Origin of the sequence: Phyllobacterium sp. A18/5-2 (genome assembly GCF_025452215.1) — a bacterium.
Taxonomy (GTDB): Bacteria; Pseudomonadota; Alphaproteobacteria; order Rhizobiales; family Rhizobiaceae; genus Phyllobacterium; species Phyllobacterium sophorae.
Genome location: NZ_CP104966.1, coordinates 3,266,025 through 3,287,882, shown reverse-complemented (window position 1 = coordinate 3,287,882; position 21,858 = coordinate 3,266,025). Strand labels below are relative to the sequence as shown.

The window sequence follows — 21,858 nt, the reverse complement described above, 5'->3', positions numbered from 1 at the left end:
CATGGCAATGCAGTGCCCATTATGCATGTTCACGTTTTGTTTTCAAGGACCTCATTGATGTATTTGGCGGGTTTGTGCTGTCGTTGATCACATCGGGCTGCGAGCGTTTCACAATCTGAAACAAGGGTGGAACTGCTTAACAACCAAAGCGCCGCTTGTTCAGTGGATTGAATATCCTGTTGACAGATATCCTACAAGTGGTTAACCAATTCGAAATTGAAATTTCAGACCGGACTGGGTCAGCCTCGATGACGTTCAAATCACTCAAGCCGTTGCACCGCGCGCCATTGCTTCATGTTTCCGTGCAGGAGAGCCTGCGGGCCTACATCAACGAGAATGGCCTTGGAGCCGGTGCACCCATGCCGCCCGAGGGCGAGCTTGCCAGCCAGCTTGGCGTTAGCAGGAACTCTTTGCGCGAAGGCATAAAGGCGCTGGAATCGGTTGGTGTTCTGGAGTCGCGGCGAGGGGTGGGCGTCTTCGTCAAGGCATTCTCGTTCGAACCATTGCTTGACAATCTCGCCTACGGGCTCGGCGGTGCACTCCGTCAGATCGAGGAGGTGCTGGAGATCCGCCGCACGCTGGAGGTAGGCCTTATCGGCAAAACCCTCGAGAGAATTACCGACGAGGATATCCACGAACTGCGGCAGGTCGTGGCGCGAATGCGCATTCATGCTGAACGCAACGAGGCCTTTGTGGACGAAGACAGACTGTTCCACCGACTGCTGTTCCGCTGCCAGGAAAACGAGACGCTGGTCAGGCTCATCGAAGTGTTCTGGCTTGCCTTCTACAAGGCATCCGACTTCGTCAATCTCGAAAATACCGATCCGATGGCCACCTGGCGCGATCACGAAGCGATCGTCGATGCGGTGGAAGCCAGAAATCTCGAAGACGCGCGCAACCGTCTTGACAGTCACTACGAGGGGATCGCGCGGGTGATTGCACATAACAAGACCAATACATCCAATGGGAGGATACTATGAAACTAAGAATGATGGCTTCGGCGCTGGCGATATCCGCGGCACTGATGGGAGGCGCATCTTTGGCACCGGCCACCGCCCAGGCGGCAACCTTGTCGGGTGGTTTTGACGTGGGACCCGGAGGATTCCAGGGTAACTTCAATCCCCTGGCTGCGACAGCCGGGTTCACCTGGCTCAGTGTCTATTACGAGCCTCTCGTCACCTATGACGAGAAGTTGCAGAAGGTCACCGGAGTTCTGGCGGATTCCTATGCGGTCAGTCCGGACCAGTTGACCTACACGTTCAAGCTGGCCGATGCCAAATGGCACGACGGCAAGCCTTTCACGGCCAAGGACGCCAAATTCACGATGGGCCTGGCCATGGACGCGAAATCGGGATCGGTTCTTGCCGCGCGGTTGAAGGCAGTTGCCTCGGTTGAGGCACCCGACGATCATACACTGGTCGTCAAGCTCAGCGCTCCAAGCGCAAGCACGCTTGATACGATGACCAAGGTGATGATGCTGCCCGAACATGCCTTGGCATCCATACCCATCGATCAGCTCGCGAAGAACAGCTGGTGGTCGACGGCACCGGTCGGCACCGGGCCATTCAAGTTCACCAAATACGTGACCGACCAATATGTCGAACTTGCTGCAAACACCGAGTATCGCGGTGGCAAGCCTGCGCTGGAGCGGGTGATCAACCGCTATTTCGCCAATCCGGCAGCAGCTATCGCTGCACTTCGCGCCGGCGAAATCCAGTTTACCTACGTCGATTCCAATGACGTTTCGACGTTCAAGGGCGACGAAGGCTTCAGGGTGATCGAAGGCGACTCATATGTCGTGAACTATCTGGGCTTCAATCACGACTCGCCCATCTGGAAGGATGTCCGTGTCCGCCAGGCTGTGATGTATGCGATCAATCGCGACGCCATCATAAAGAGCCTCTATAGCGGCGCCGCCAAGCCGGCTAATTGCGCCTATGTGGTCGATCAGCTGTTACCGCAGGGCATCGACGCTTATGCCTACGACCCGGAGAAAGCGAAGAAGCTGCTCGAAGAAGCCGGATGGGCGCAGATCAACGGCGACAAGCCGATTACACTGCTGACCTATTATACGACACCGCTGGCGACCAATGTGCTCGCCGCCGTTCAGGCCATGCTCGCACAGGTGGGCATCAATGTCGTCCCGCGAGCGGTCGATACGCCGACTTACAACAGTATCGTGCTCAACCCGGCGCCGGACGTCGCGCAGTTCCAGATGGTGTATGCGGGGCTGCAGAACGGGCCCGATGCGGGCAGCATCAATGTCGGTCTTAACGAGAAGCAGATTCCGCCCGCAGGTCCGAATGTCGTGCGCGCCCGCATGCCCGATCTGAATGCGGCGCTCGATACGGCACTGGCCGAGCCCGACGCCTCCAAGCGCGATACCCGCTATCAGGAAGTCTGCAAGGTGATGAACGCCAATCTGCCATGGGCGACGCTGTGGGTCGCAAATCGCTATGGCGTGGTCTCGGCAAAGGTCAAGGACTTCACCTGGACGCCCGCGCCGGGCGGTGGACCCTATCAGGCCCATCCGGAAAAATGGTCCATCGCCGAATAGACCGTTTGCTTGCTTAAAGCGGGGTGGCCTTGGTCACCCCAACACAGCGGAAACAAAATGCTTCAGTACAGTCTTCGACGCCTGATGATAGGAGTGGGCATGCTCATCGCATTGAGCATGCTGATCTTCCTGCTCTTGCGCCTCACGCCGGGCGATCCGATCGATGCCTATATCGATCCCAATATCCCGATGTCGCCAGCGCAGCTCACCGACCTGCGTAGCCAACTCGGGCTCGACAAGCCCTTGCCGGTGCAATACCTGGCGTGGTTGCAGCAGGCCGTCTCCGGCAACCTTGGCCATTCGATCAAGCGTCAGGACCAGCCGGTATTGGGTCTTGTCCTTTCGCGGATCGGGCCGACCGTGCTGCTGATGGGTTCCGCATTGGTCATTGCCATTATCACCGGGATTGTCACCGGTGTTATCAGCGCCGTGCGCCGAAATTCCGCCACGGACCTGTCGTTCTCGGTTTTCGCGCTCGTCGGGATCTCCAGCCCGGCATTTCTCAGCGCCTTGATCGGTCTTTACATATTTGCCGTGCGGCTGAACTGGGCGCCCTCCGGCGGCATGCTGACACCGGGCGCGGAATTTTCAGTTGCCGATCTGCTCAGTCACCTGATCCTGCCGGCCGCACTTCTTTCCGTCGCGCAGGCCGCATTGATCATGCGCTATATGCGCTCTTCATTGCTGGAAGTGCTTAATCAGGACTATGTGCGAACCGCCCGCGCCAAGGGCGTCAAGGAATTCTGGGTCGTAGCGAAGCACGCCTTGCGCAATGCTTTGCTGCCGGTTGTGACCGTCATCGGTTCGACCATCGGACTGGCTATTGGCGGCGCTATCTTTATCGAGAGCGTGTTCAACTGGCCGGGCATGGGGCTTTTGCTGGTGAACGCCGTAGAAACGCGCGATTACCCGGTTATCATGGGCGCGACCCTTGTCATCGGTGCCTGCGTGATCGTCGTCAATCTGCTGACCGACATCACCTATGCGGTCATTGATCCGCGAGATCAAGGTGGGTTGAGATGCTTGCACGTACTCCTCCCTCCAGCCCGGGTCCAATGGCTCGCGCGTTCCATCGTTTCGGCCATAACAAGGCGGCGCTCTTCGGGGTCTCGGCAATCGTGCCGATGCTGGTGATGATTCTGTCCTATCCGCTGTGGTGGACGTTCAAGCCGAACGACATCGATCTTCTGGCCATGAATAGTGGACCCACCGTAACGCACTGGTTCGGTACCGACGGCGTCGGCCGGGACGTGTTTGCCCGCGTTCTCGAGGGCGGGCGGATTTCACTGCTGGTGGCAGTCGCGTCGACTGCCGTCTCGGCAATCATCGGTTTTCTGGCCGGGGCAATCTCGGCATTTGCCGGACGCTGGGCCGATGCCGTCACCATGCGTTTCGTCGATCTTGTGATGACCTTGCCGCCCGTTATCTTCCTTCTGGTGCTCGCATCGATCGCCGGCACCGGCATCTGGCCGACGGTGCTCGTCATTTCCCTGCTGTCGTGGCCACTGCTGTCGCGCATGATCCGCTCACGCCTGCTCGAATTGCGCGAACGCGACTTTGTCATGGCATCGCGGGGCATGGGGGCGGGGCTCGGACACCTCTTGTTCCGGCATGGCTTGCCGAACTCGATCGATATCCTTGTCGTTTACGCGACGCTACAAATCGCCAACGCGATCCTGCTGGAGGCGGGCCTGTCCTTCCTGGGGCTGGGTATCGCGCCGCCGGCTGCCAGCTGGGGCAATATGCTCAATGCTGCGCGGTCAACTGCGGTCCTTGAACAATTTCCCTGGCAATGGCTGTTCCCCGGCGGCGCACTGGTCCTTGCTGTTCTTGCAATCAATTTCATCGGCGATGGTCTGAGGGATGCCTTCGATCCTCGCGCAGAACTAAACTGAAAACGAAAGAAAGCGAAAATGACGAAATTCCATGGTGTTGTTCCTCCCGTCGTGACACCGCTCAATCCGGACTTCACGGTCGACTATCCGTCTTATACCCGCGTGCTCGAACATCTGATCGGGGCAGGTTGCCATGGCGTGTTCGTGCTTGGCTCGACGAGCGAAGTCGTATTCCACGATGAGACGACGCGCCGGCAAATTCTCGAACACTCGGTGAAAGTGGTCAATGGACGAGTGCCGGTCATCGCGGGCGTGATCGACGCGACGACGGACAATGTCATCCGTCACGCGAAGGTCGCAAAGGCCGCCGGTGCCGCCGCGGCGGTCGTGACCGCACCGTACTACACCGTGACAAGCCAGTCTGAGACGATGGACCATTTCCGCTATATCAAGGATGCCGTGGACATTCCGCTGGTGGCCTATGACATTCCGGTTTGCGTCCATGTCAAACTGGCCCGCCCTACGGTGACGACGCTGGCCAGGGAAGGCGTCATTGTTGGCCTGAAAGACTCCAGCGGCGACGATGGCAACTTCCGTTATGCCCTGCTCGATCTTGCCGAACACAAGGATATTTTCTTGATGACCGGCTCCGAGATTGTCGTCGACAATGCGCTGCTGATGGGCGCACACGGTGTCGTTCCGGGTCTCGCCAATGTCGATCCATCCGGCTATGTGCGGCTGTGGGAAGCGGCGCAGCGCGGTGACTGGATTGCTGCCCGCAAGGAACAGGAGCGGCTCTGCCGCCTTTTTGAGATCGTGTGGATCGCGCAAGGACGAGTGAGCGGCGGTGCCTCGGGCGTTGGCGGGTTCAAGACCGCGATGCGCAGCCTTGGCATCATCAGCACGAATGTCATGCCACGACCGCGGCAGGCGCTCAATGACGCGGAGGCGGCGCGTATCGATGCGATTCTGCGGTCAACCGGCCTGCTTGGCTGAGCCGGATATGGACAAGCGCATCGACCCAATACTCGACATTCGCGGGTTGCGGACAATCTTCCGCACCCGCGGCGGCGAGATTACGGCTGTCAACGGCATCGACCTGACCATTGCGCCCGGTGAAACGGTGGCGCTTGTCGGCGAATCCGGTTCCGGCAAATCCGTAACCAGTCTATCGGTCATGCGCTTGTTGACCCGCAATGTCGGGGCGATTGCGGCGGGCAGTATCCGCTTCAAGAGCAAGGATGGTGCGATCCGGGATCTGGTGGCGCTGGATGAACAGCAAATGCGGGGAATCCGCGGCGACGACATCGGCATGGTCTTCCAGGAGCCGATGTCGAGCCTCAATCCTGTCTTTACCGTGGGTGACCAGATAGCGGAGCCCATTCGGATTCACCGCAATGCGGATCGGAAATCGGCGATGACTGCAGCAATTGCACTTCTGGATCAGGTCGGCATTCCCGATGCGAGACGCAGGGCAGGGCAGTATCCGCACGAGCTCTCCGGTGGTATGCGGCAGCGCGCAACAATCGCCATGGCGCTGGCCTGCGATCCGACATTGCTGATCGCCGATGAGCCAACGACCGCGCTGGATGTGACGATCCAGGCGCAGATTCTCGACTTGCTGCTGAAGCTGCAGCGTGAACGCGGCATGGGCATGCTTTTTGTCACGCACAATCTGGGCGTCGTTGCAGAAATAGCCCATCGCGTGGCTGTGATGTATGCCGGTCGCATTGTCGAGGAAGGCCCTGTTGGCGAGGTTTTTCGCAATCCGCGCCACCCCTATACACTTGGGCTCCTCGCATCGATGCCGCGGCTTGGAGATGCGACCCGCATGAAGCAGGCCGGAGAGAAACTAGCGGCTATCCCCGGGGTCGTGCCGAGTCTCGCGGACATGCCGGGGGGCTGTGCTTTTTCTCCACGTTGCAGCTATGCCCTCGACGCCTGCCGGACGGCGGTGCCACCGCTCGCCGAGGTCAATGCAGCGCATCACAGCCGCTGCATCAGATGGCAGGAGGTAAGCCGATGAGCGTCCCATTCGTTTCAGTTCGTGATCTGGCGAAGCACTATGTTTCGCGCGGCACCAAACTCAATATACTCGAAGGCATTTCATTCGATATCGGCAAGGGCGAGGTGGTCGGTCTTGTCGGCGAATCCGGCAGCGGCAAGACCACGATCGGCCGCTCGGTGTTGCGTCTCGTCGAGCCGTCGTCGGGCAGTGTTCAATTCGACGGAACGGAACTGACGACGCTCTCGTCCGCACAGATGCGGCGGGCGCGGCCGCGAATGCAGTATATTTTCCAGGATCCCTTCGCCAGCCTCTCGCCGCGCATGACAATCGGCGAGATCCTGACCGAAGGTCTGAACATTCAGGGCATCGGAACCCGCAAGGAACGCCTCGATCGGGCGCGAGCCGCACTCGAACAGGTCGATCTGCCGGCCGAAGCGATCAACCGCTATGCGCATGAGTTTTCCGGAGGGCAGCGCCAGCGTATCGGTATTGCACGCGCTTTGACGCTTGCTCCCGAATTCATTGTCGCTGACGAGCCTGTTTCGGCACTTGATGTGTCGATCCAGGCGCAGGTGATCAATCTCTTGCGCGATCTGCAGCAGCGGCTCGGACTAACCATGCTGTTCATCTCGCATGATCTAGCCGTGGTCGAATATATCTGCGACCGGGTGATCGTCCTTTATCTCGGCCGCATCATGGAGATTGCCGCCAGCGCCGATCTTTATGCCCGGCCCCAACATCCCTATACACGGGCTTTGCTGTCAGCGATCCCATCGCCCGACCCGGACGCGCCGCGCAATCGCCAGATACTGAAGGGCGATATACCGAGCCCGGCCAATCCGCCCAGCGGCTGCGTGTTCCGCACACGATGTCCGAATGCGCTGGATGCCTGCGCCAATACGGTGCCGCAATTGCGCGAAATTGCGCCCGGCCAGTTCAAGGCCTGTATCCGCGATGATTTGAGCTGACCCGGGAGTTTGCTGTGATATCAGAAAACCCTGCCATTGCCGGTAATTGGGCCAGTCTGCTCCTGCCGATAGAGGCAGATGACAGTATAGAGTTCAGTAAACTGGGCGACGAGATCGATATCCTGATCGAGGCGGGTGTCGATGGTATCTATTCGAATGGCACTGCGGGCGAATTCCACAATCAGACAGAAGCGGAATTTGACCGCATCCAGCCGGCGCTTGCCGAACGTTGCAAGCGGGCGGGAATGCCTTTCGTCATTGGCGCGTGCCAGCCTGATCCGGCAATCATGCTGAACCGGGTGCGCCGCGCCGCATCGTATGGTCCGGCGGCAATTCAGGTAATATTGCCCGATTGGTGGCCGCTGACCAATGACGAAGCGATCGACTTTCTCCACAGGGCATCCGAGGTAGCAGGTGGGGTTGCGCTGATCCTCTACAATCCGCCCCATGCAAAGCGCGTTCTCTCACCAAAGGATCTTGCGGCAATATTGGCACCGGTACCTGGCGTAACCGGCGTGAAACTGGCTGATGGCGGCAACGACTGGTACGCCGAAGCCCGCACATATTTGCAGGCTGTTTCGCTTTTCGTTCCAGGGCATCATCTCGCCACAGGGGTCAAAGAGGGGGTTGCGGCGGGTTCATTTTCGAACGTCGCATGCCTCAGTCCGCGGGGCGCTCAACGATGGACGCAAATGATCAATGAAGACATTGCTGCCGCTCTGGAGATCGAACAGCGGATCTGCAGATTCATGGACGAACATATCGTGCCGTTCCGGCAGAAACTCGGCTATTCAAATGCCGCTCTCGATAAGTTGCTGGCCGCCGTGGGCAATTGGGGACCTGTGGGAACGCGCCTCCGCTTTCCCTACCGCTGGATTGCCCAGGATGAAGCAGAACGTCTGCGTGAAATTGCGAGGCGGGAATTGGCAGATATACTGGCGTGACTATCACATCCAGCTGACCCTCTTCAAAAAAGTGAGGCCCAGATTGCCACATGGTTTTTTTGCCATGGACGATACTGAGCCTCTGTCGAGATGCCTGTCGGAACTTGTCCGATGCTGTCTCGGCACTCATAAAACGCACTGACGCCGAGATTGTTCCAGCAATTCTGAAAAAAATTTATGGACTACCCTAATGGGATGTCAAAAGGGATTTTCTTATTTCGAACAGTGCTTTGGCTATTGCGATGTCGGCTTCTGAGCCGGCAGTTTCCGCTGTCTGCTGAAGAAGCTGTTCCCCCAGTTCGGACAGAGCCAGCGCTACCTCGTTGCGATCCCAGCCGACACTCAAGGCCTGCTCGGCCAGATACTCAAAACCCGGCTTCAGCGCTTCTTTGCATTCTCTGGTTCTGTCCGATTGATTGTCGGAGCTTTTTGTCGGTTCCATCATCATCATAGCCATGATTTTACGTTCGCAATGAACAGACACAAGGCGTCAAATGGGAGTAACATTCCGCAAATGGAGTAGGTAGCCGGCAGTTCGGGTCTAAACCGGTGTAGCCGGGAGACACTTGGTTGCGTCTTACGCCGCTGCCGCGGAATAAAAACGGTGATAAAGCTCGCGCTCCAGTTTGCCGAGGTCCGTATCGACCAGAGTACGGTCGCCGTGATGCAATAGATACACAGCGCCGCTCTTTTCGATGCAACAAAGGCCGTCGGCATAATAAAAGCCTTCGCCTTCGCACAAACCGAGCGCATGGAGGTCATCGCTATAATCACGCGAAGCTTGGAACTCCTCGAAGCTCATCGTCATTCCGGTCATCCTTCCTGCCGCCATTTCCGCGTCAGCGGATAGTTTGCACCGATTCGCCCGTGCGAAACCAACATCACGGCGGAGGAGGGGGCCTGTAACCACTGTTTTTTTAACTTTGGTATCGCGGCAGGCCGGGCGCCAACGCGAGATCCTTATAGTATTTTTATATCTCTCCCATGGATGCCGTCTCGAATTCATATGCCGTTCCAAGTCATATCTTGGCCGGTCCTGGCCCTGGAGCTATCCGCTCACGGCGGTGACCGATCGTTTTATTTACGTCTTTGCGGGCCCGATCGGACCCGGCGCAGTAATGGAAAAGGAGTTCTTTCGATGGACGTCGTTGTTCTTGGAATTGGCATTTTGTTCTTTGTCCTGTCGCTGGCTTACACCAAGGCCTGCGACAGTCTTTGACGGGAAGGAGTGCCAGATGACTATCGACTACATTCTCGGCGGCGCTGTGACTCTGTTCCTTCTCGCCTATCTCACCTACGCCCTCGTGCGCCCAGAGCGCTTCTGACGCCAGGCACGGAAAGTTCTTCCCATGACTCTCAACGGTTGGTTACAAATCCTGGTTTTCTGCGGGATCATCATTTTGCTCGTAAAGCCGCTCGGTGGCTACATGACGCGGGTATTCAACGGCGATCGCACGTTTCTGTCGCCCATTCTCGTTCCCGTGGAGCGGGGCCTGTATCGCCTGGCCGGGACAAGCGAACGCGAAGAACAGCATTGGACCATCTATACAGCGGCTCTGCTGTTTTTCAGTCTGGCCGGCTTCATCGTTCTTTATTTCCTGCAGCGGTTTCAGGGGGATCTTCCCCTTAATCCCGCGGGAATGGGTGCGACCGAACCCAATCTCGCGTTCAACACCGCCATCAGCTTCGTGACGAATACGAACTGGCAGAACTACGGCGGCGAGAGCACGATGTCCTATCTCGTGCAGATGGCCGGCTTGACCGTGCAAAACTTCGTTTCTGCGGCGACCGGAATTGCCATCGCAATTGCGCTGATCCGCGGATTTGCACGCGCATCGGGCAAGTCGATCGGCAATTTTTGGGTCGATCTAACGAGGAGCACGCTTTATATACTGCTGCCCATCTGTGTCGTCTTGACGCTTGTATACGTCTATCTCGGCGTGCCGCAGACACTGGGAACCTACGCCGTCGCGACGACGCTAGAGGGCGCCAAGCAAACCATCGCCGTCGGCCCGGTGGCCTCGCAGCTGGCCATCAAGATGCTCGGTACCAATGGTGGCGGCTTCTTCAACGTCAATTCCGCGCATCCGTTCGAAAATCCCGATGCGATCTCAAACCTCATCCAGATGGTGTCGATCTTTGTCATCGGCGCGGCATTGACCAATGTGTTCGGCCGGATGGTCGGCAGCCAGCGTCAGGGCTGGGCCATTTTCGCCGCCATGGGCTTGCTGTTCCTGGGCGGTGTGATCGTCTGTTACTGGGGCGAGGCCGCCGGCAATCCGCTGATCCATGCACTCGGCATCGACGGCGGCAACATGGAAGGCAAGGAGACGCGCTTCGGCATCGCCTTGTCAGCGCTGTTCGCCGTCATCACGACGGCCGCATCCTGCGGCGCTGTCAACGCGATGCATGACAGCTTCATGGCGATCAGCGGCATGATTCCGCTCATCAACATGATGCTTGGCGAAGTGGTTATCGGCGGCGTTGGCGCGGGGCTCTACGGTATCCTGCTTTACGTCATCATCGCCGTCTTCGTGGCTGGCCTGATGGTTGGCCGCACGCCCGAATATCTCGGCAAGAAGATCGAGGCCAAGGAAGTCAAGATGGCCATGCTGGCTGTCCTATGCCTGCCGCTGGCAATGCTCGGCTTCACCGCGGTTGCGGCCGTTCTGCCCTCCGCGGTCGCTTCCATCGCCAACGCGGGTCCGCATGGCTTCTCGGAAATCCTTTATGCCTATACCTCCGCCGCGGCAAACAACGGTTCGGCATTCGGTGGCCTGACAGGGAACACGCCCTGGTACAACATCACGCTCGGCGCCGGCATGTGGATGGGGCGGTTTTTCGTGATCATTCCGGCTTTGGCGATCGCCGGTTCTCTTGTGACAAAAAAGACTGTTCCGGAATCCGCGGGCACATTTCCCACCCACGGCCCGCTGTTCGTTGGCCTGCTCGTCGGTGTGATCCTGATCGTCGGTGGTCTCACCTTCTTCCCGGCGCTGGCCGTCGGACCGATCGTCGAGCATCTCGCCACCGGGCTCGGGCAGACATTCTGACGGAGCGCACCATGCGTCACGGCTATCTGCAATTCGACATTCAGGCCCGCGCAGGAAATCTGGCGCGGGGCGCAACCCGGCGCGTGCGCGCTTCCGACATCATTCTCGGCATGGCGATGATCATGCTGCTCGTATGGCTCGCTGCATACGCCTTCATTCACATCCACAACTGGAGTCTCTCATGAGCCAGTCCAAATCCGCGAGTCTGATGGACTCATCGATCTTGCTGCCCGCCATCGGCGGCGCTTTCAAAAAGCTGAACCCGCGCAGCCTCATCCGGAATCCGGTGATGTTCGTCGTTGCCGTGGTCTCCGCATTGACCACGGTGCTTTTCCTCAAAGAGGTGGCAACAGGCGGCCAAAGCCTCGGCTTCTCCTTTCAGATCATCTTGTGGTTGTGGTTTACGGTGCTCTTTGCCAATTTTGCCGAGGCAGTCGCCGAGGGGCGGGGCAAGGCACAGGCGGATTCGCTGCGCAAGGCCCGCACTGAAACCCAGGCGAAGCTGCTCTCCGGCGACGACGCCGCCAAATTCAAGCTGGTTCCCGGCACCAGTTTGAAGGTCGGCGATGTCGTCCTCGTGGAAGCCGGTGACATCATCCCGTCCGACGGCGAGGTCATCGAGGGCGTCGCTTCGGTCAATGAATCGGCGATCACTGGTGAATCCGCTCCTGTCATCCGCGAGTCCGGAGGTGACCGCTCGGCCGTCACCGGCGGTACGCAGGTCCTGTCCGACTGGCTGCGTGTCCGCATCACGGCGGCAGCGGGCTCGACATTCATCGACAGGATGATTGCGCTTGTCGAAGGCGCTCAGCGTCAGAAGACACCGAACGAGATCGCCCTGAACATTCTCCTGGCAGGCATGACGCTGATTTTCGTCCTGGCAACAGCAACCATTCCGAGCTTTGCCAGCTATGCGGGCGGCGCTATTCCGGTCGTCGTCCTGGTCGCCCTGTTCGTGACCCTGATCCCGACAACGATCGGTGCGCTGCTGTCGGCAATCGGTATCGCCGGCATGGACCGGCTCATCCAGTTCAATGTACTGGCAATGTCCGGACGCGCGGTTGAGGCGGCAGGCGACGTTGATACGCTGCTTCTGGACAAGACCGGTACGATCACCTTTGGCAACCGCCAGGCCACCGAACTCCTCCCGGTACAAGGCGTCACCGAAGAGGAACTGGCCGATGCCGCCCAGCTCGCCTCGCTGGCCGACGAGACACCCGAGGGCCGTTCGATCGTCGTGCTCGCGAAAGAAAAGTACGGCATTCGCGCCCGCGACATGCAAACCCTGCATGCCCACTTCGTACCATTCACCGCACAAAGCCGCATGAGCGGTGTGGATATTGACGGATCGTCGATCCGCAAGGGTGCTGTTGATGCCGTCCTTGCCTATGCCGATCAGACGGCGATGGCAGCGGCGCCCGCAGCGGGTGGGACGGTCGCGACAATAGGAAGGGGCGCCAGCGCCGGGACCGTCCGCGATCTGCAGGCTATCGCCGACGAAATCGCCAAGGCCGGCGGTACGCCGCTTGCGGTCGTGCGTGACGGCAGGCTGCTTGGGGTGGTTTACCTCAAGGACATCGTGAAGGGCGGCATTCGTGAGCGTTTTGCCGAGTTGCGCCGCATGGGTATCCGGACGGTTATGATCACGGGGGATAATCCGCTGACGGCGGCAGCTATCGCCGCGGAAGCCGGCGTCGACGATTTCCTCGCCCAGGCAACGCCGGAGAACAAGCTGTCGCTCATCCGCGACGAACAGTCGAAAGGCAAACTTGTTGCCATGTGCGGCGACGGCACCAACGATGCCCCGGCATTGGCGCAGGCGGACGTCGGCGTGGCGATGAACACAGGCACCGTGGCCGCGCGAGAGGCCGGTAACATGGTGGATCTCGACAGCGATCCGACCAAGCTGATTGAGATCGTCGGGATCGGCAAGCAGTTGCTGATGACCCGCGGGGCGTTGACGACCTTCTCCATCGCCAATGATATCGCCAAGTATTTTGCCATCATTCCGGCAATGTTCCTGGCGTTCTACCCGCAGCTGGACGCTCTGAACATCATGGGATTGCAGACGCCTCAAAGCGCCATCCTGTCGGCGATCATCTTCAACGCGCTGATCATCGTCGCGCTCATCCCGCTGTCGCTGAAGGGCGTCAAATACCGGCCGGTCGGCGCCGGTTCTCTCCTGGGCCGCAACCTTCTGATTTATGGCCTCGGCGGTGTCATTGTCCCCTTCATCGGCATCAAAGCCATCGATGTGGTCATCACGAGCCTCGGGCTCGCATAAAGGATCATCCCAATGTTGAAACAACTCAAACCCGCGATTGTCATGGTAATCGCCCTTACGGTCATCACAGGCCTGATCTATCCCTTAAGCATGACCGGTATCTCACAGCTACTGTTCCCTCGTCAGGCGAATGGCAGTCTCATCGAGAAGAACGGCACCGTCATCGGTTCGGAACTGATCGGCCAGGCATTTTCCAGTGACAACTATTTCCATGGCAGACCATCCGCTGCGGGCGACGGGTACAATGCCGGTGCCTCCAGCGGTTCCAATCTCGGACCCACCAATCCGAAACTGATCGACCGTATCAAGACGGATGAGGCAGCATTGAAGGAAACCAATCCGAATGCGGCCGTACCGATCGATCTTGTCACCACGTCAGGCAGCGGTCTCGATCCGCATATTTCGCCGGAATCGGCTTATTTTCAGGTACCAAGGGTCGCCAGAGCTCGTGGTATTGACGAGACGCGCGTTCGCGAACTGGTCGATCAGAATGTCAAAGGGCGCGAGCTTGGTTTTATGGGTGAGCCCGTCGTCAATGTTCTGGCGCTGAACCGGGCGCTTGATGATCTCAACACACAATAGTCGAATGGTGCGGATGGGAAGGCGCGCCGGCGCCTTCCTGTTCATGGCCGCAGTCATGCCGGCATGCAACAAATGCATCCGGTTCGGAAGCTGGTCCAGGTGCTGGGCGAAGCGGTTAAATGTGAAACACGCCGATTGTGATGCCGAGGCTGAGGCCGATGGTGAAAACGGTCAGGCAGTTAAAGGCTGTCAGGCGCATGAGGTTGTTCCCCCGTCATTGTTGATTGCCAATGCATCATCTGACAAATGCGCCGTGCCGACAATCACCCCAAAGGGATGAAGGCCCTGACGGCCAGGGATGGCGGAACTAGTGTCCGTCCAGTCTTGCAGCCATGGACAAATCGACCTGGGGACATTGATGCCAATGCCCCTTGTACGCGCCATCCATGTCTAGGGTTGCAGGTTAACCGTCAGCTTTGCGATCTCGCCAGTGAAACGGAACGGCACCTGGTAATCGTTGTCTTCCACACCCGTGCGGGTGTCCACCCCGACGTCGAAGGTCTCATCCCATGGCATTATGATCGGGATCGTGTGCGGAATTTTCTGACTAGCAACCTCTGTGCCATCCACCTTAAGGACGCCTGCACCACCCTTGCCGAAGCCTGGGCCATCAGCCTGGAAAGTGAAGACGATCGTATGCTTTCCTGGCGTCAGCACCTCAGGCCCCTCCCAGCGGAAGCGCTCCATATCTACCAAATTGTAGAGAAAAACGGGCTTGCCCTTGAGCAGATAAAGCCCGTATCCGCCAAAGCGGCCGCCAGTGGTGACGAGCATGCCGTCGCCGCCGCCCTCCGGTATGGTGACGTCCGCAGTGATCGAGTAGGACTTGTTCAGGATGCTCGGAGCATCGCTGGTTGGAAGGCCGGACAAAACGCCTGAGTATGTGAATTCGTTGCGCCCTGCGGTCGCACTCGGTCGTGATGTGAGGATGCGCTCGAGGATCGAGTTATCCAGCGGGAACACGTTGTACTTCGCCGCCTCCATCAGAAACATTTCCTGCATCTCACGTAGCTTGTCCGGCATTTTTGCAGCCAGATCGTTGTACTGCGAGAAATCCTCCGTGAGGTTGTACAGTTCCCAATTGTAGCCATCAACGACATCGGGCATCTTGCTTTTGCCCATCAGCCAAGGTGGGGCGGGCGGTGTCGTGGCAGCGACCCAGCCGTCGTTGTAGATCGCGCGGTTGCCGAACATCTCGAAATACTGCGTCTTCCGTGCCGACGGAACATTGGCGTTCGCCTTGTCCCAACTGTAGGTCATGCTGACGCCTTCGATCGGTTTCTGCGCCACGCCATTGACCATCACCGGCGCGGGTATCCCGGTCGCCTCGAGAATCGTGGGAACGATATCGATCACGTGGTGGAACTGGCTACGGATGCCGCCCGCGTCCTTGATCCGTGCCGGCCAGGCCATCGCCATGCCCTGCCGCGTACCGCCGAAATGCGAGGCGACCTGCTTTGTCCATTTGAACGGCGTGTCGAAGGCCCATGACCATGCCACAGACATATGCGGATAGGTCTCGTCTGAACCCCAGACGTCATAAAACTTCAGCTGGTCTTTGACGGGAATGTCGATGCCCTGGATTGTGATCACTTCACTGGGCGTACCGAGTGCACTTCCCTCTGCGCTGGTGCCATTGTCGCCCTCAATGTAGATGATGAGTGTGTTGTCGAGCTTGCCGACGTCCTCCACGGCCTGGATCACCCGCCCGATCTCGTTGTCGGAATAGGCGACATAGGCAGCAAACACCTCCGCCTGATGTGCGAAGAGTTTCTTGCTGTCGGCGTCAAGCGTATCCCATTTCGGCAGATCATCTGGCCAAGGCGTCAAATGCGTGTTCGCCGGAACCACGCCGAGGTTCTTCTGGTTGACCAAAATCTGCTCACGCATTTCGTTCCAGCCCATATCGAACTTGCCCTTGAACTTGTCGATCCACTCCTGGGTCGGATGGTGAGGTGCGTGCGTGGCACCGGGCACGTAATAGACAAAAAACGGCTTGTCAGGCGCTGCGGCATTCAGCTGCTTGATATGGTCGATGGCGTTGTCGGCTTCGTCAGTGATGAGATTGTAGCCGGGCTTGCCAACCCATGGAAAAATCTGTGTTGTGTTCTGGAACAGGTATGGCTGCCACTGGCTGGTGTCACCACCCATGAAGCCATAGAAATAATCAAAACCCATCCCGGTTGGCCACTGATCGAACGGCCCCGCAGCACTGTATTGAAAGGCAGGCGTGTTGTGGTTCTTGCCGAACCACGAGGTCGCGTAGCCGTTTTGCTTCAGGATTTCGCCGATCGTGGCGTTGTTCACGCCGAGGATGGAATCATAGCCAGGATACCCGGTCGCCTGCTCTGAAATAACACCAAAACCGGAGGAATGGTGATTGCGGCCGGTGATCAATGCGGCCCGTGTCGGCGAACAGAGCGCGGTGGAATGAAACTGGGTGTAACGCAGACCCGCATTTGCTACCCGGTCCAAAGCCGGCGTCGGGATGACACCGCCAAATGTTCCGGCTACGCCGTAACCCGCATCGTCGGTCATGATCAGCAGGACGTTGGGTGCACCCTTGGGCGGCACGATTTGGGGCGGCCAGTAGGGTTTGGAGCTCTTGGCATCGAGACCGATTTGCCCGCCGAACGCCGGAGGCTGATTGGGCAAGTATTTTCCATCGATCGTCGTTGTTGCGCTCGGCGAACCAGGCTCACCCGTGGCTTGCTCGCATCAGCACGATGGTACGAAACCGCCGTCAAACTCAATGTCGCAAGAAACAATGTGCCGATTCTCAGCATCGTCGTAGCCTCCCGTTCGTTCAGCTATAAACTTGTCACCATGGGCAACAGGCACAAGTACGTTACGGTAACGCAATCGCTGGTGCCCGCACCTTCCTCCAAGGTATGTGGCCCGCCATTCGGCGGTTGAGGCTCAACTGTTCAATGCAACAGCCAGCTTTCGAGTGGCAGAATGCCATGGAGCAAGGGTCCAAATGCAGCTGTCACGCTGTTCTTCCCTTTTCAGCCAACAATGTTACGATGCGTCGGGGGAAACTCACATGGATATTGTCAAAAGCTGGTATTCAATCCCGATCGTTGCAATCACTGTGCTGCAGCTCGTCAATTCCGGCGCTTCAGCGCAGGAATCAAGTGAAGACTTGGCCAAAAAACTTTCAAATCCCATCGCATCACTAATCAGCGTGCCATTCCAGGGAAACTACGACAGCGGCTACGGCCCCAACGACGGAGAGAAATTCTACGTCAACATCCAGCCCGTCATTCCGTTCACGCTGAACGAGGATTGGAACCTCATCTCGCGAACCATTGTTCCAGTTGCCTGGCAGAACGACGTCGCCGGACCGTCCGGCGACCAGTTCGGCCTTGGCGATACAACCCAAAGCCTTTTTTTCTCGCCCAAGAAGCCGACAGCTGGTGGCATCATCTGGGGTGCCGGTCCGGTGTTCCTCCTGCCGACTGGAACGGACGATCTGCTCAGTGGCGAAAAATGGGGCGCAGGGCCCACAGCGGTCGTCCTGAAGCAGGAAGGACCCTGGACCTTCGGCGGGCTGGCCAACCACATCTGGTCGTTTGCCGGTGATGACGACCGCAATGATGTCAACGCGACGTTCCTGCAACCCTTCATCTCCTACACTACCAAGGATGCCTGGACCTTCACGCTGAATACCGAGTCGACCTATGACTGGGAGGCCGAACAATGGTCGGTGCCAGTCAATTTCACGGTGGCGAAGCTTGTGAAGATCGACAAGCAGCCGATCAGTCTGTTCGCCGGATTGCGCTATTGGGCTGAAAGTCCGGACAGCGGACCCGATGGCTTCGGCGCGAGGGCCGGCATAACCTTTCTCTTCCCGAAGTGACGCCGAAAGCCCGCACAGCTACGGGAGAACGTTGACCGCGCGGGCGGCAACGATGACGAGCGTCAACAGCGAGATCGTGCTCTCCAGCATCATCAGCATCTTCGCGCGTCTCGTGAGCGGAAGGACGTCGGTGGGACTGAATGCCGTCGCCGTGTTGTATCCGAGAAACAGGTAATCGAGGAACAATGGCTGCCAGTCGGGTAATGTGACCTCGGGTGCCGCCGCCTGCGGAAAGAGCCAATCCGGCTTTATTGTGGTTCCACGCGCCCGGGAGAATGGCCCGCCGCGATCGATTTGCCAGTAAAGCAATGAGAACGTCAAAACATTGGTGACCCAAATCGCAAGCGATGAGGAGAGCAGCGAGACAGCGCGGGTTTCCGGTGGATGAAGCGTGATGATCCCGATCATGTCTGCCAATTCTGCCGCCGTGTTGGCGATATAGGCCGCACCAAGGAGCATGATCACGGTCTGCTCAATGCGTGTCCATAAACTGCTTGCAGTTAGTGTGACCACAATCATGGGCACAATAACCACAAGCGCGACGATGTAGGAAACCCACGCTGGCATCAGACGCACATGGTGGGGCAGCACTGCCAAAAGACCGAGCACGGCCAGTATCGCCAGCGCAGGAGCCCATCGTGGTTCGTCGCGGACAGGGTGCTCGCTCATGGGCGTTGCAACAGTTCAGCGTCGATTGATTCCGTCTTGCGGCGGCCGGATCGGAAGTCCGTGCAATGGGCAAGACCGGGTCCATATGTGATCTTTGGTTCCATAGTTGCTCTCGCTGCCCAGCCGCTCCCAACCTGATATCCGACGAGAAACCTGCATGTTGCCTGGAAGGTGCACCGGCAGACTATCCCCGGCACTTCGATGTCACAAGGCAATTGCGCTTAATGCAGCGGTCGCGAGGCGATGCCAAGGCCCATGTTTGCCGAAAAGTCCAATCGGTGACATGTTCAATCTCGACAAGATCAAGCTAGCGGCAGCAAAAGAATATGTCTGTCAACGTCGATCAACTTTCCACAATGATCGCTCATGCGGTGGCTCCAGCGTTTCTGCTGGCCTCCATCGCAGCTCTGGTGTCGATCCTGATCAACCGGATGGCAGGGGTGACAGACCGAATCCGGTCCATCAATCAGATTGCCGATGATGATCCTGCTCGCACGTGGCTAAAGTCGGATATCGCCCGGTTGAAGCGCCGTGAGACATTGTTGAATCAGTCGCTTCAACTGGCGGTCACGGGCGCGATCGGGATCGTCGTCCTCCTGCTGTTTGGGTTTGTCGTGGCTCTCCTCGGATATCGCCATGAATTGGGCGCAGGTGTGTTGTTCATCGTCTCCCTATGCCTGCTGGTCGGTTCTCTATTCCGGTTCCTGCAGGATATAAAGATCTCTCTGAGCGAGCACGATCATCACCATTGATGTTGATCCCAATGGGAGAACGCTGCTCATTGCCGCTTCAATTTTTCCCAACCACCGCCCGCAACTGTCTTACAAGGTCTGCGATCTGCGGATTGTTCGGCTGCAAGCGGGCTAGCGCCTCGGCATGTTTGAGTGTTTCTGGAAAGCGCCGAAGTTTTAGGCCAAATTGGATCGCAACGCCGAGCATGTTAGCGTCCGTTTCCCTCCCAGCTTTGTCAATTATCGCCAACGCGTCCGCAGTCCGGCCGGCCGAATCCAATGCAATGGCGAGCGTCGTCCTATACCGGGAATTGTCTGGATCAAGACTTACCGCCATCTCGAATTCCGCAATTGCGTCCGGCAACGCCTTTATGCGGACGAGCGACAATGCGTGGCCGTAGCGGAGGTCGGCCTGTTCGGGCGAAATCGCGATTGCCTCGGCGTAGGACCGTTCGGATTTTTCGTTCTGGCCGGAGGCGCGGTAGAGCTCGGCAAGATTAATGCGCGCGCCCGAAAACGCCGGATCGAGCACGAGCGCCTGGCGGAACACTTTCTCTGCCTCGTTCAAGCGTTGCTGGTCGAGCAGGAAGGATCCATAATTGTTCTGGACCTCGGCGACATCGGCGTTGGCCTGGACATATGCCCGCAGATCTTCGATAGCGGCCTCGAAAGTGCGGCGTTCATTGCCGAGGAAGTCCAGCGATGGTATGCGGCCAAGTGCCGTGACGGCCGCCACCCGAACGGCGCGTGTATCATCGCCGAGCAGCTTCCCTATTGCTTTTAGCCTGCTCTCCAATGGCAAATTGCCCGCCGCTTCCGCGGCTCCGAGCCGGACAAGCGGATCGGAATGTCCCGCTGCCGCCTCGACGTCTGCCGCAACATCTGCTCCACCGACCCGGCTCATCGCGGTAATCGCGCTGCCCTTGACGATGCCTGCCTGATCACTGTCCGCGACAAGCTTGCGCAGTGCGCTGATTGAGGCCGGATCATTCTGCGCCGCGCCTGCGAAAGCGTGCGCTATGGTCGAACGTTCACGCCAGGCCGTGCCGTACCACTTATCCATGGTTTCGGCGGCCCAGGCACTGGTTTTACCAGCATGGCACGTGGTGCAGCCATTCGGCGTGCCGTACATTTCGGAAAGGTCGGGACGCGGGGTCACGAAGGAATGATCGCGACGCGGGTCGACCTTCATATAGGTGCGCTGGGGCATATGGCAGTTGGCGCACTGCGCTCCGGACGAGCCCATCGGGTGATGGGTGTGGGCCGGTGTGTCGAAGTCGCCGCCTGGATTGAATTTCACAAAGCGCTCCGGAGCGTTTGCTGTATGGCATTGCGTGCACAGAGCATTGCCCTCTGCCTTTAGTGTTGCCTCATGCGGCCGGTGACAATCGAGGCATGTGACGCCTGCTTTGGCCATCTTGCTTTGCTGGAAGGAGCCGTATTCGAATACCTCGTCGAGGATCTGTCCGTCAGGAAAGTAGAGGTCCGAACGAAGCAGCGCCGGGGAGAAATGATCGAGAAAGCGTTGTCCGGGTTGATAGCCGTCCAGAACCTTGGTCCGTCGCGAATGACAGCCAAAGCAAGTGCTCGCATCGATCTCTGACAGACCCAGGGTCGGTCCGATCGTCGTCAGGACTGCTTGCGATTTCGTCTCGGCCCATTCGACATGTTTTGCCCCGCCGCCGTGACAGGATTGGCAGCCGATGCTGGTCGCGACATAGGTTGATCTGTATTCATTCGCCTGCGGCTGATAGTTGGTCTGAGGATCGGTCGAATGGCAATCGATGCAGGTGCGGTTCCAGCGGTAGAATGGGCCCGTCCAGTGATATGTGGACCCTGGTCTAGCGGGTTTGCCTTCGCCAAGCCAAAACCATTCCTGCTTGTTGGTGTCCCAGGCGATGTCGAGAGCCTGCAATCGCCCGCCACCGAGATCGATAAGGTACTGCTGCAGCGGCTCGTAGGCAAAGGTGTATTTGACCTCGAACTCCGCTTGCTTGCCGTCAGGTCCTTCAGTCCGGACGAACGAGCGACCGTCCCGGCGAAAGAAGCTTGTCACGATGCCATCGTGATCGAACTGGACGTCGTTGAAATCAGCCCGCACGGTTGTGTCGCCGGCGAGGGCCATTGCTTTGGCGTGATGTGATTTGGCAAAGGCCTCCGCCTCATCGGTGTGGCAGGAGGCACATTTCTTCTCGTCCACGAACCCCTCGTGCATCGAGATCAATGGATCGACCACAGCAGTGGCGGCGCTCTCTGCGCCGACAGCCTGCCCGGTGAGCGCAAGCAGGCAGCAAAGGCCAAGGGCTGCCTGATAAATTGCCGTTGAGCGAACGTGAACACTGCCCATTGCGTCGAGTTGCTCCTT

General features: G+C 58.4%; 19 protein-coding genes and 1 pseudogene. 15 read left to right on the top strand and 5 right to left on the bottom strand.

Annotated elements, in window-relative coordinates; translation table 11 throughout:
- Positions 1-248 precede the first annotated feature (248 nt).
- The 8 genes and pseudogenes from N8E89_RS16335 to N8E89_RS16300 all read left to right on the top strand — a co-directional run bounded on the left by N8E89_RS16335 (position 249) and on the right by N8E89_RS16300 (position 8,312).
- On the top strand, positions 249-980 hold the full coding sequence (locus tag N8E89_RS16335; RefSeq protein ID WP_106667604.1) for a FadR/GntR family transcriptional regulator: 732 nt from the start codon (positions 249-251) through the stop codon (positions 978-980).
- Entirely contained in the window at positions 977-2,557 is a 1,581-nt protein-coding gene (locus tag N8E89_RS16330) for an ABC transporter substrate-binding protein (RefSeq protein ID WP_106667605.1), read from the top strand. Before N8E89_RS16335 ends, N8E89_RS16330 begins: the two co-directional genes overlap by 4 nt.
- Before the next feature lie 57 nt (positions 2,558-2,614).
- Positions 2,615-3,571 (top strand): annotated as a pseudogene (locus tag N8E89_RS16325) (ABC transporter permease); the annotation flags it as partial.
- A gap of 5 nt (positions 3,572-3,576) precedes the next feature.
- Positions 3,577-4,452, top strand: coding sequence for an ABC transporter permease (locus N8E89_RS16320; RefSeq protein WP_106667607.1), 876 nt, complete (start codon positions 3,577-3,579; stop codon positions 4,450-4,452).
- Positions 4,453-4,470: 18 nt separating this feature from the next.
- Positions 4,471-5,388 (top strand): dihydrodipicolinate synthase family protein, encoded by a 918-nt coding sequence (locus N8E89_RS16315; protein WP_106667608.1) that lies wholly within the window; start codon positions 4,471-4,473, stop codon positions 5,386-5,388.
- Between the two features lie 7 nt (positions 5,389-5,395).
- Positions 5,396-6,418, top strand: a complete 1,023-nt coding sequence (locus N8E89_RS16310; RefSeq protein ID WP_106667609.1) for an ABC transporter ATP-binding protein — start codon at positions 5,396-5,398, stop codon at positions 6,416-6,418.
- The gene (locus tag N8E89_RS16305) at positions 6,415-7,368 is read left to right on the top strand and encodes an ABC transporter ATP-binding protein (RefSeq protein ID WP_106667610.1); all 954 of its coding nucleotides are present in this window, start codon (positions 6,415-6,417) and stop codon (positions 7,366-7,368) included. Before N8E89_RS16310 ends, N8E89_RS16305 begins: the two co-directional genes overlap by 4 nt.
- Before the next feature lie 14 nt (positions 7,369-7,382).
- Positions 7,383-8,312: a dihydrodipicolinate synthase family protein gene (locus N8E89_RS16300; RefSeq protein WP_106667611.1), complete on the top strand. Its 930-nt coding sequence runs from the start codon at positions 7,383-7,385 to the stop codon at positions 8,310-8,312.
- Between the two features lie 187 nt (positions 8,313-8,499).
- Here N8E89_RS16300 and N8E89_RS16295 read toward each other — a convergent pair whose 3' ends face one another.
- A complete protein-coding gene (locus tag N8E89_RS16295; RefSeq protein ID WP_106667612.1) occupies positions 8,500-8,769 on the bottom strand; it encodes a hypothetical protein in 270 nt (89 codons plus the stop codon).
- A 120-nt stretch (positions 8,770-8,889) separates the two neighbouring features.
- The gene (locus tag N8E89_RS16290; protein ID WP_146147896.1) at positions 8,890-9,120 is read right to left on the bottom strand and encodes a hypothetical protein; all 231 of its coding nucleotides are present in this window, start codon (positions 9,118-9,120) and stop codon (positions 8,890-8,892) included.
- Between the two features lie 427 nt (positions 9,121-9,547).
- Between N8E89_RS16290 and N8E89_RS16285 the strand changes: the two genes are divergently transcribed.
- The 5 genes from N8E89_RS16285 to kdpC are packed head-to-tail and all read left to right on the top strand — an operon-like array spanning position 9,548 to position 14,231.
- Positions 9,548-9,637, top strand: coding sequence for a K(+)-transporting ATPase subunit F (locus tag N8E89_RS16285; RefSeq protein ID WP_100003438.1), 90 nt, complete (start codon positions 9,548-9,550; stop codon positions 9,635-9,637).
- A gap of 24 nt (positions 9,638-9,661) precedes the next feature.
- Positions 9,662-11,365, top strand: coding sequence for a potassium-transporting ATPase subunit KdpA (kdpA, locus tag N8E89_RS16280; protein ID WP_262260510.1), 1,704 nt, complete (start codon positions 9,662-9,664; stop codon positions 11,363-11,365).
- 11 nt (positions 11,366-11,376) lie between these two features.
- A complete protein-coding gene (locus N8E89_RS16275; protein WP_162707133.1) occupies positions 11,377-11,550 on the top strand; it encodes a hypothetical protein in 174 nt (57 codons plus the stop codon).
- Positions 11,547-13,649 (top strand): potassium-transporting ATPase subunit KdpB, encoded by a 2,103-nt coding sequence (kdpB, locus tag N8E89_RS16270; protein ID WP_106667615.1) that lies wholly within the window; start codon positions 11,547-11,549, stop codon positions 13,647-13,649. Before N8E89_RS16275 ends, kdpB begins: the two co-directional genes overlap by 4 nt.
- 12 nt (positions 13,650-13,661) lie before the next feature.
- Positions 13,662-14,231: a potassium-transporting ATPase subunit KdpC gene (kdpC, locus tag N8E89_RS16265; RefSeq protein WP_106667616.1), complete on the top strand. Its 570-nt coding sequence runs from the start codon at positions 13,662-13,664 to the stop codon at positions 14,229-14,231.
- Between the two features lie 390 nt (positions 14,232-14,621).
- On the opposite strand, the gene N8E89_RS16260 is transcribed toward kdpC, so the two are convergent.
- Positions 14,622-16,886, bottom strand: a complete 2,265-nt coding sequence (locus N8E89_RS16260) for an arylsulfatase (protein ID WP_262260509.1) — start codon at positions 16,884-16,886, stop codon at positions 14,622-14,624.
- 391 nt (positions 16,887-17,277) lie between these two features.
- On the opposite strand from N8E89_RS16260, the gene N8E89_RS16255 reads away from it, so the two are divergent.
- The gene (locus N8E89_RS16255; RefSeq protein WP_262260508.1) at positions 17,278-18,093 is read left to right on the top strand and encodes a transporter; all 816 of its coding nucleotides are present in this window, start codon (positions 17,278-17,280) and stop codon (positions 18,091-18,093) included.
- 18 nt (positions 18,094-18,111) lie between these two features.
- Here the strand turns inward: N8E89_RS16255 and N8E89_RS16250 are convergent, their stop codons facing one another.
- The gene (locus tag N8E89_RS16250; RefSeq protein ID WP_106667618.1) at positions 18,112-18,762 is read right to left on the bottom strand and encodes a hypothetical protein; all 651 of its coding nucleotides are present in this window, start codon (positions 18,760-18,762) and stop codon (positions 18,112-18,114) included.
- A 326-nt stretch (positions 18,763-19,088) separates the two neighbouring features.
- Between N8E89_RS16250 and N8E89_RS16245 the strand changes: the two genes are divergently transcribed.
- Positions 19,089-19,514, top strand: coding sequence for a DUF2721 domain-containing protein (locus N8E89_RS16245; protein ID WP_106667619.1), 426 nt, complete (start codon positions 19,089-19,091; stop codon positions 19,512-19,514).
- A 37-nt stretch (positions 19,515-19,551) separates the two neighbouring features.
- On the opposite strand, the gene N8E89_RS16240 is transcribed toward N8E89_RS16245, so the two are convergent.
- Positions 19,552-21,840, bottom strand: coding sequence for a tetratricopeptide repeat protein (locus tag N8E89_RS16240; RefSeq protein ID WP_106667620.1), 2,289 nt, complete (start codon positions 21,838-21,840; stop codon positions 19,552-19,554).
- Positions 21,841-21,858: the final 18 nt, after the last annotated feature.

Bases quoted from the DNA above. Each gene is read 5' to 3' on its own strand.
- N8E89_RS16315 (WP_106667608.1), top strand. From the start codon at position 4,471: ATGACGAAATTCCATGGTGTTGTTCCTCCCGTCGTGACACCGCTCAAT.
- N8E89_RS16290 (WP_146147896.1), bottom strand. From the start codon at position 9,120: ATGACGATGAGCTTCGAGGAGTTCCAAGCTTCGCGTGATTATAGCGAT.
- N8E89_RS16245 (WP_106667619.1), top strand. From the start codon at position 19,089: ATGTCTGTCAACGTCGATCAACTTTCCACAATGATCGCTCATGCGGTG.
- N8E89_RS16335 (WP_106667604.1), top strand. From the start codon at position 249: ATGACGTTCAAATCACTCAAGCCGTTGCACCGCGCGCCATTGCTTCAT.
- kdpA (WP_262260510.1), top strand. From the start codon at position 9,662: ATGACTCTCAACGGTTGGTTACAAATCCTGGTTTTCTGCGGGATCATC.
- N8E89_RS16330 (WP_106667605.1), top strand. From the start codon at position 977: ATGAAACTAAGAATGATGGCTTCGGCGCTGGCGATATCCGCGGCACTG.
- N8E89_RS16285 (WP_100003438.1), top strand. From the start codon at position 9,548: ATGACTATCGACTACATTCTCGGCGGCGCTGTGACTCTGTTCCTTCTC.
- N8E89_RS16250 (WP_106667618.1), bottom strand. From the start codon at position 18,762: ATGAGCGAGCACCCTGTCCGCGACGAACCACGATGGGCTCCTGCGCTG.
- N8E89_RS16320 (WP_106667607.1), top strand. From the start codon at position 3,577: ATGCTTGCACGTACTCCTCCCTCCAGCCCGGGTCCAATGGCTCGCGCG.
- N8E89_RS16310 (WP_106667609.1), top strand. From the start codon at position 5,396: ATGGACAAGCGCATCGACCCAATACTCGACATTCGCGGGTTGCGGACA.
- kdpC (WP_106667616.1), top strand. From the start codon at position 13,662: ATGTTGAAACAACTCAAACCCGCGATTGTCATGGTAATCGCCCTTACG.
- N8E89_RS16240 (WP_106667620.1), bottom strand. From the start codon at position 21,840: ATGGGCAGTGTTCACGTTCGCTCAACGGCAATTTATCAGGCAGCCCTT.
- N8E89_RS16255 (WP_262260508.1), top strand. From the start codon at position 17,278: ATGGATATTGTCAAAAGCTGGTATTCAATCCCGATCGTTGCAATCACT.
- N8E89_RS16295 (WP_106667612.1), bottom strand. From the start codon at position 8,769: ATGGCTATGATGATGATGGAACCGACAAAAAGCTCCGACAATCAATCG.
- kdpB (WP_106667615.1), top strand. From the start codon at position 11,547: ATGAGCCAGTCCAAATCCGCGAGTCTGATGGACTCATCGATCTTGCTG.
- N8E89_RS16275 (WP_162707133.1), top strand. From the start codon at position 11,377: ATGCGTCACGGCTATCTGCAATTCGACATTCAGGCCCGCGCAGGAAAT.
- N8E89_RS16305 (WP_106667610.1), top strand. From the start codon at position 6,415: ATGAGCGTCCCATTCGTTTCAGTTCGTGATCTGGCGAAGCACTATGTT.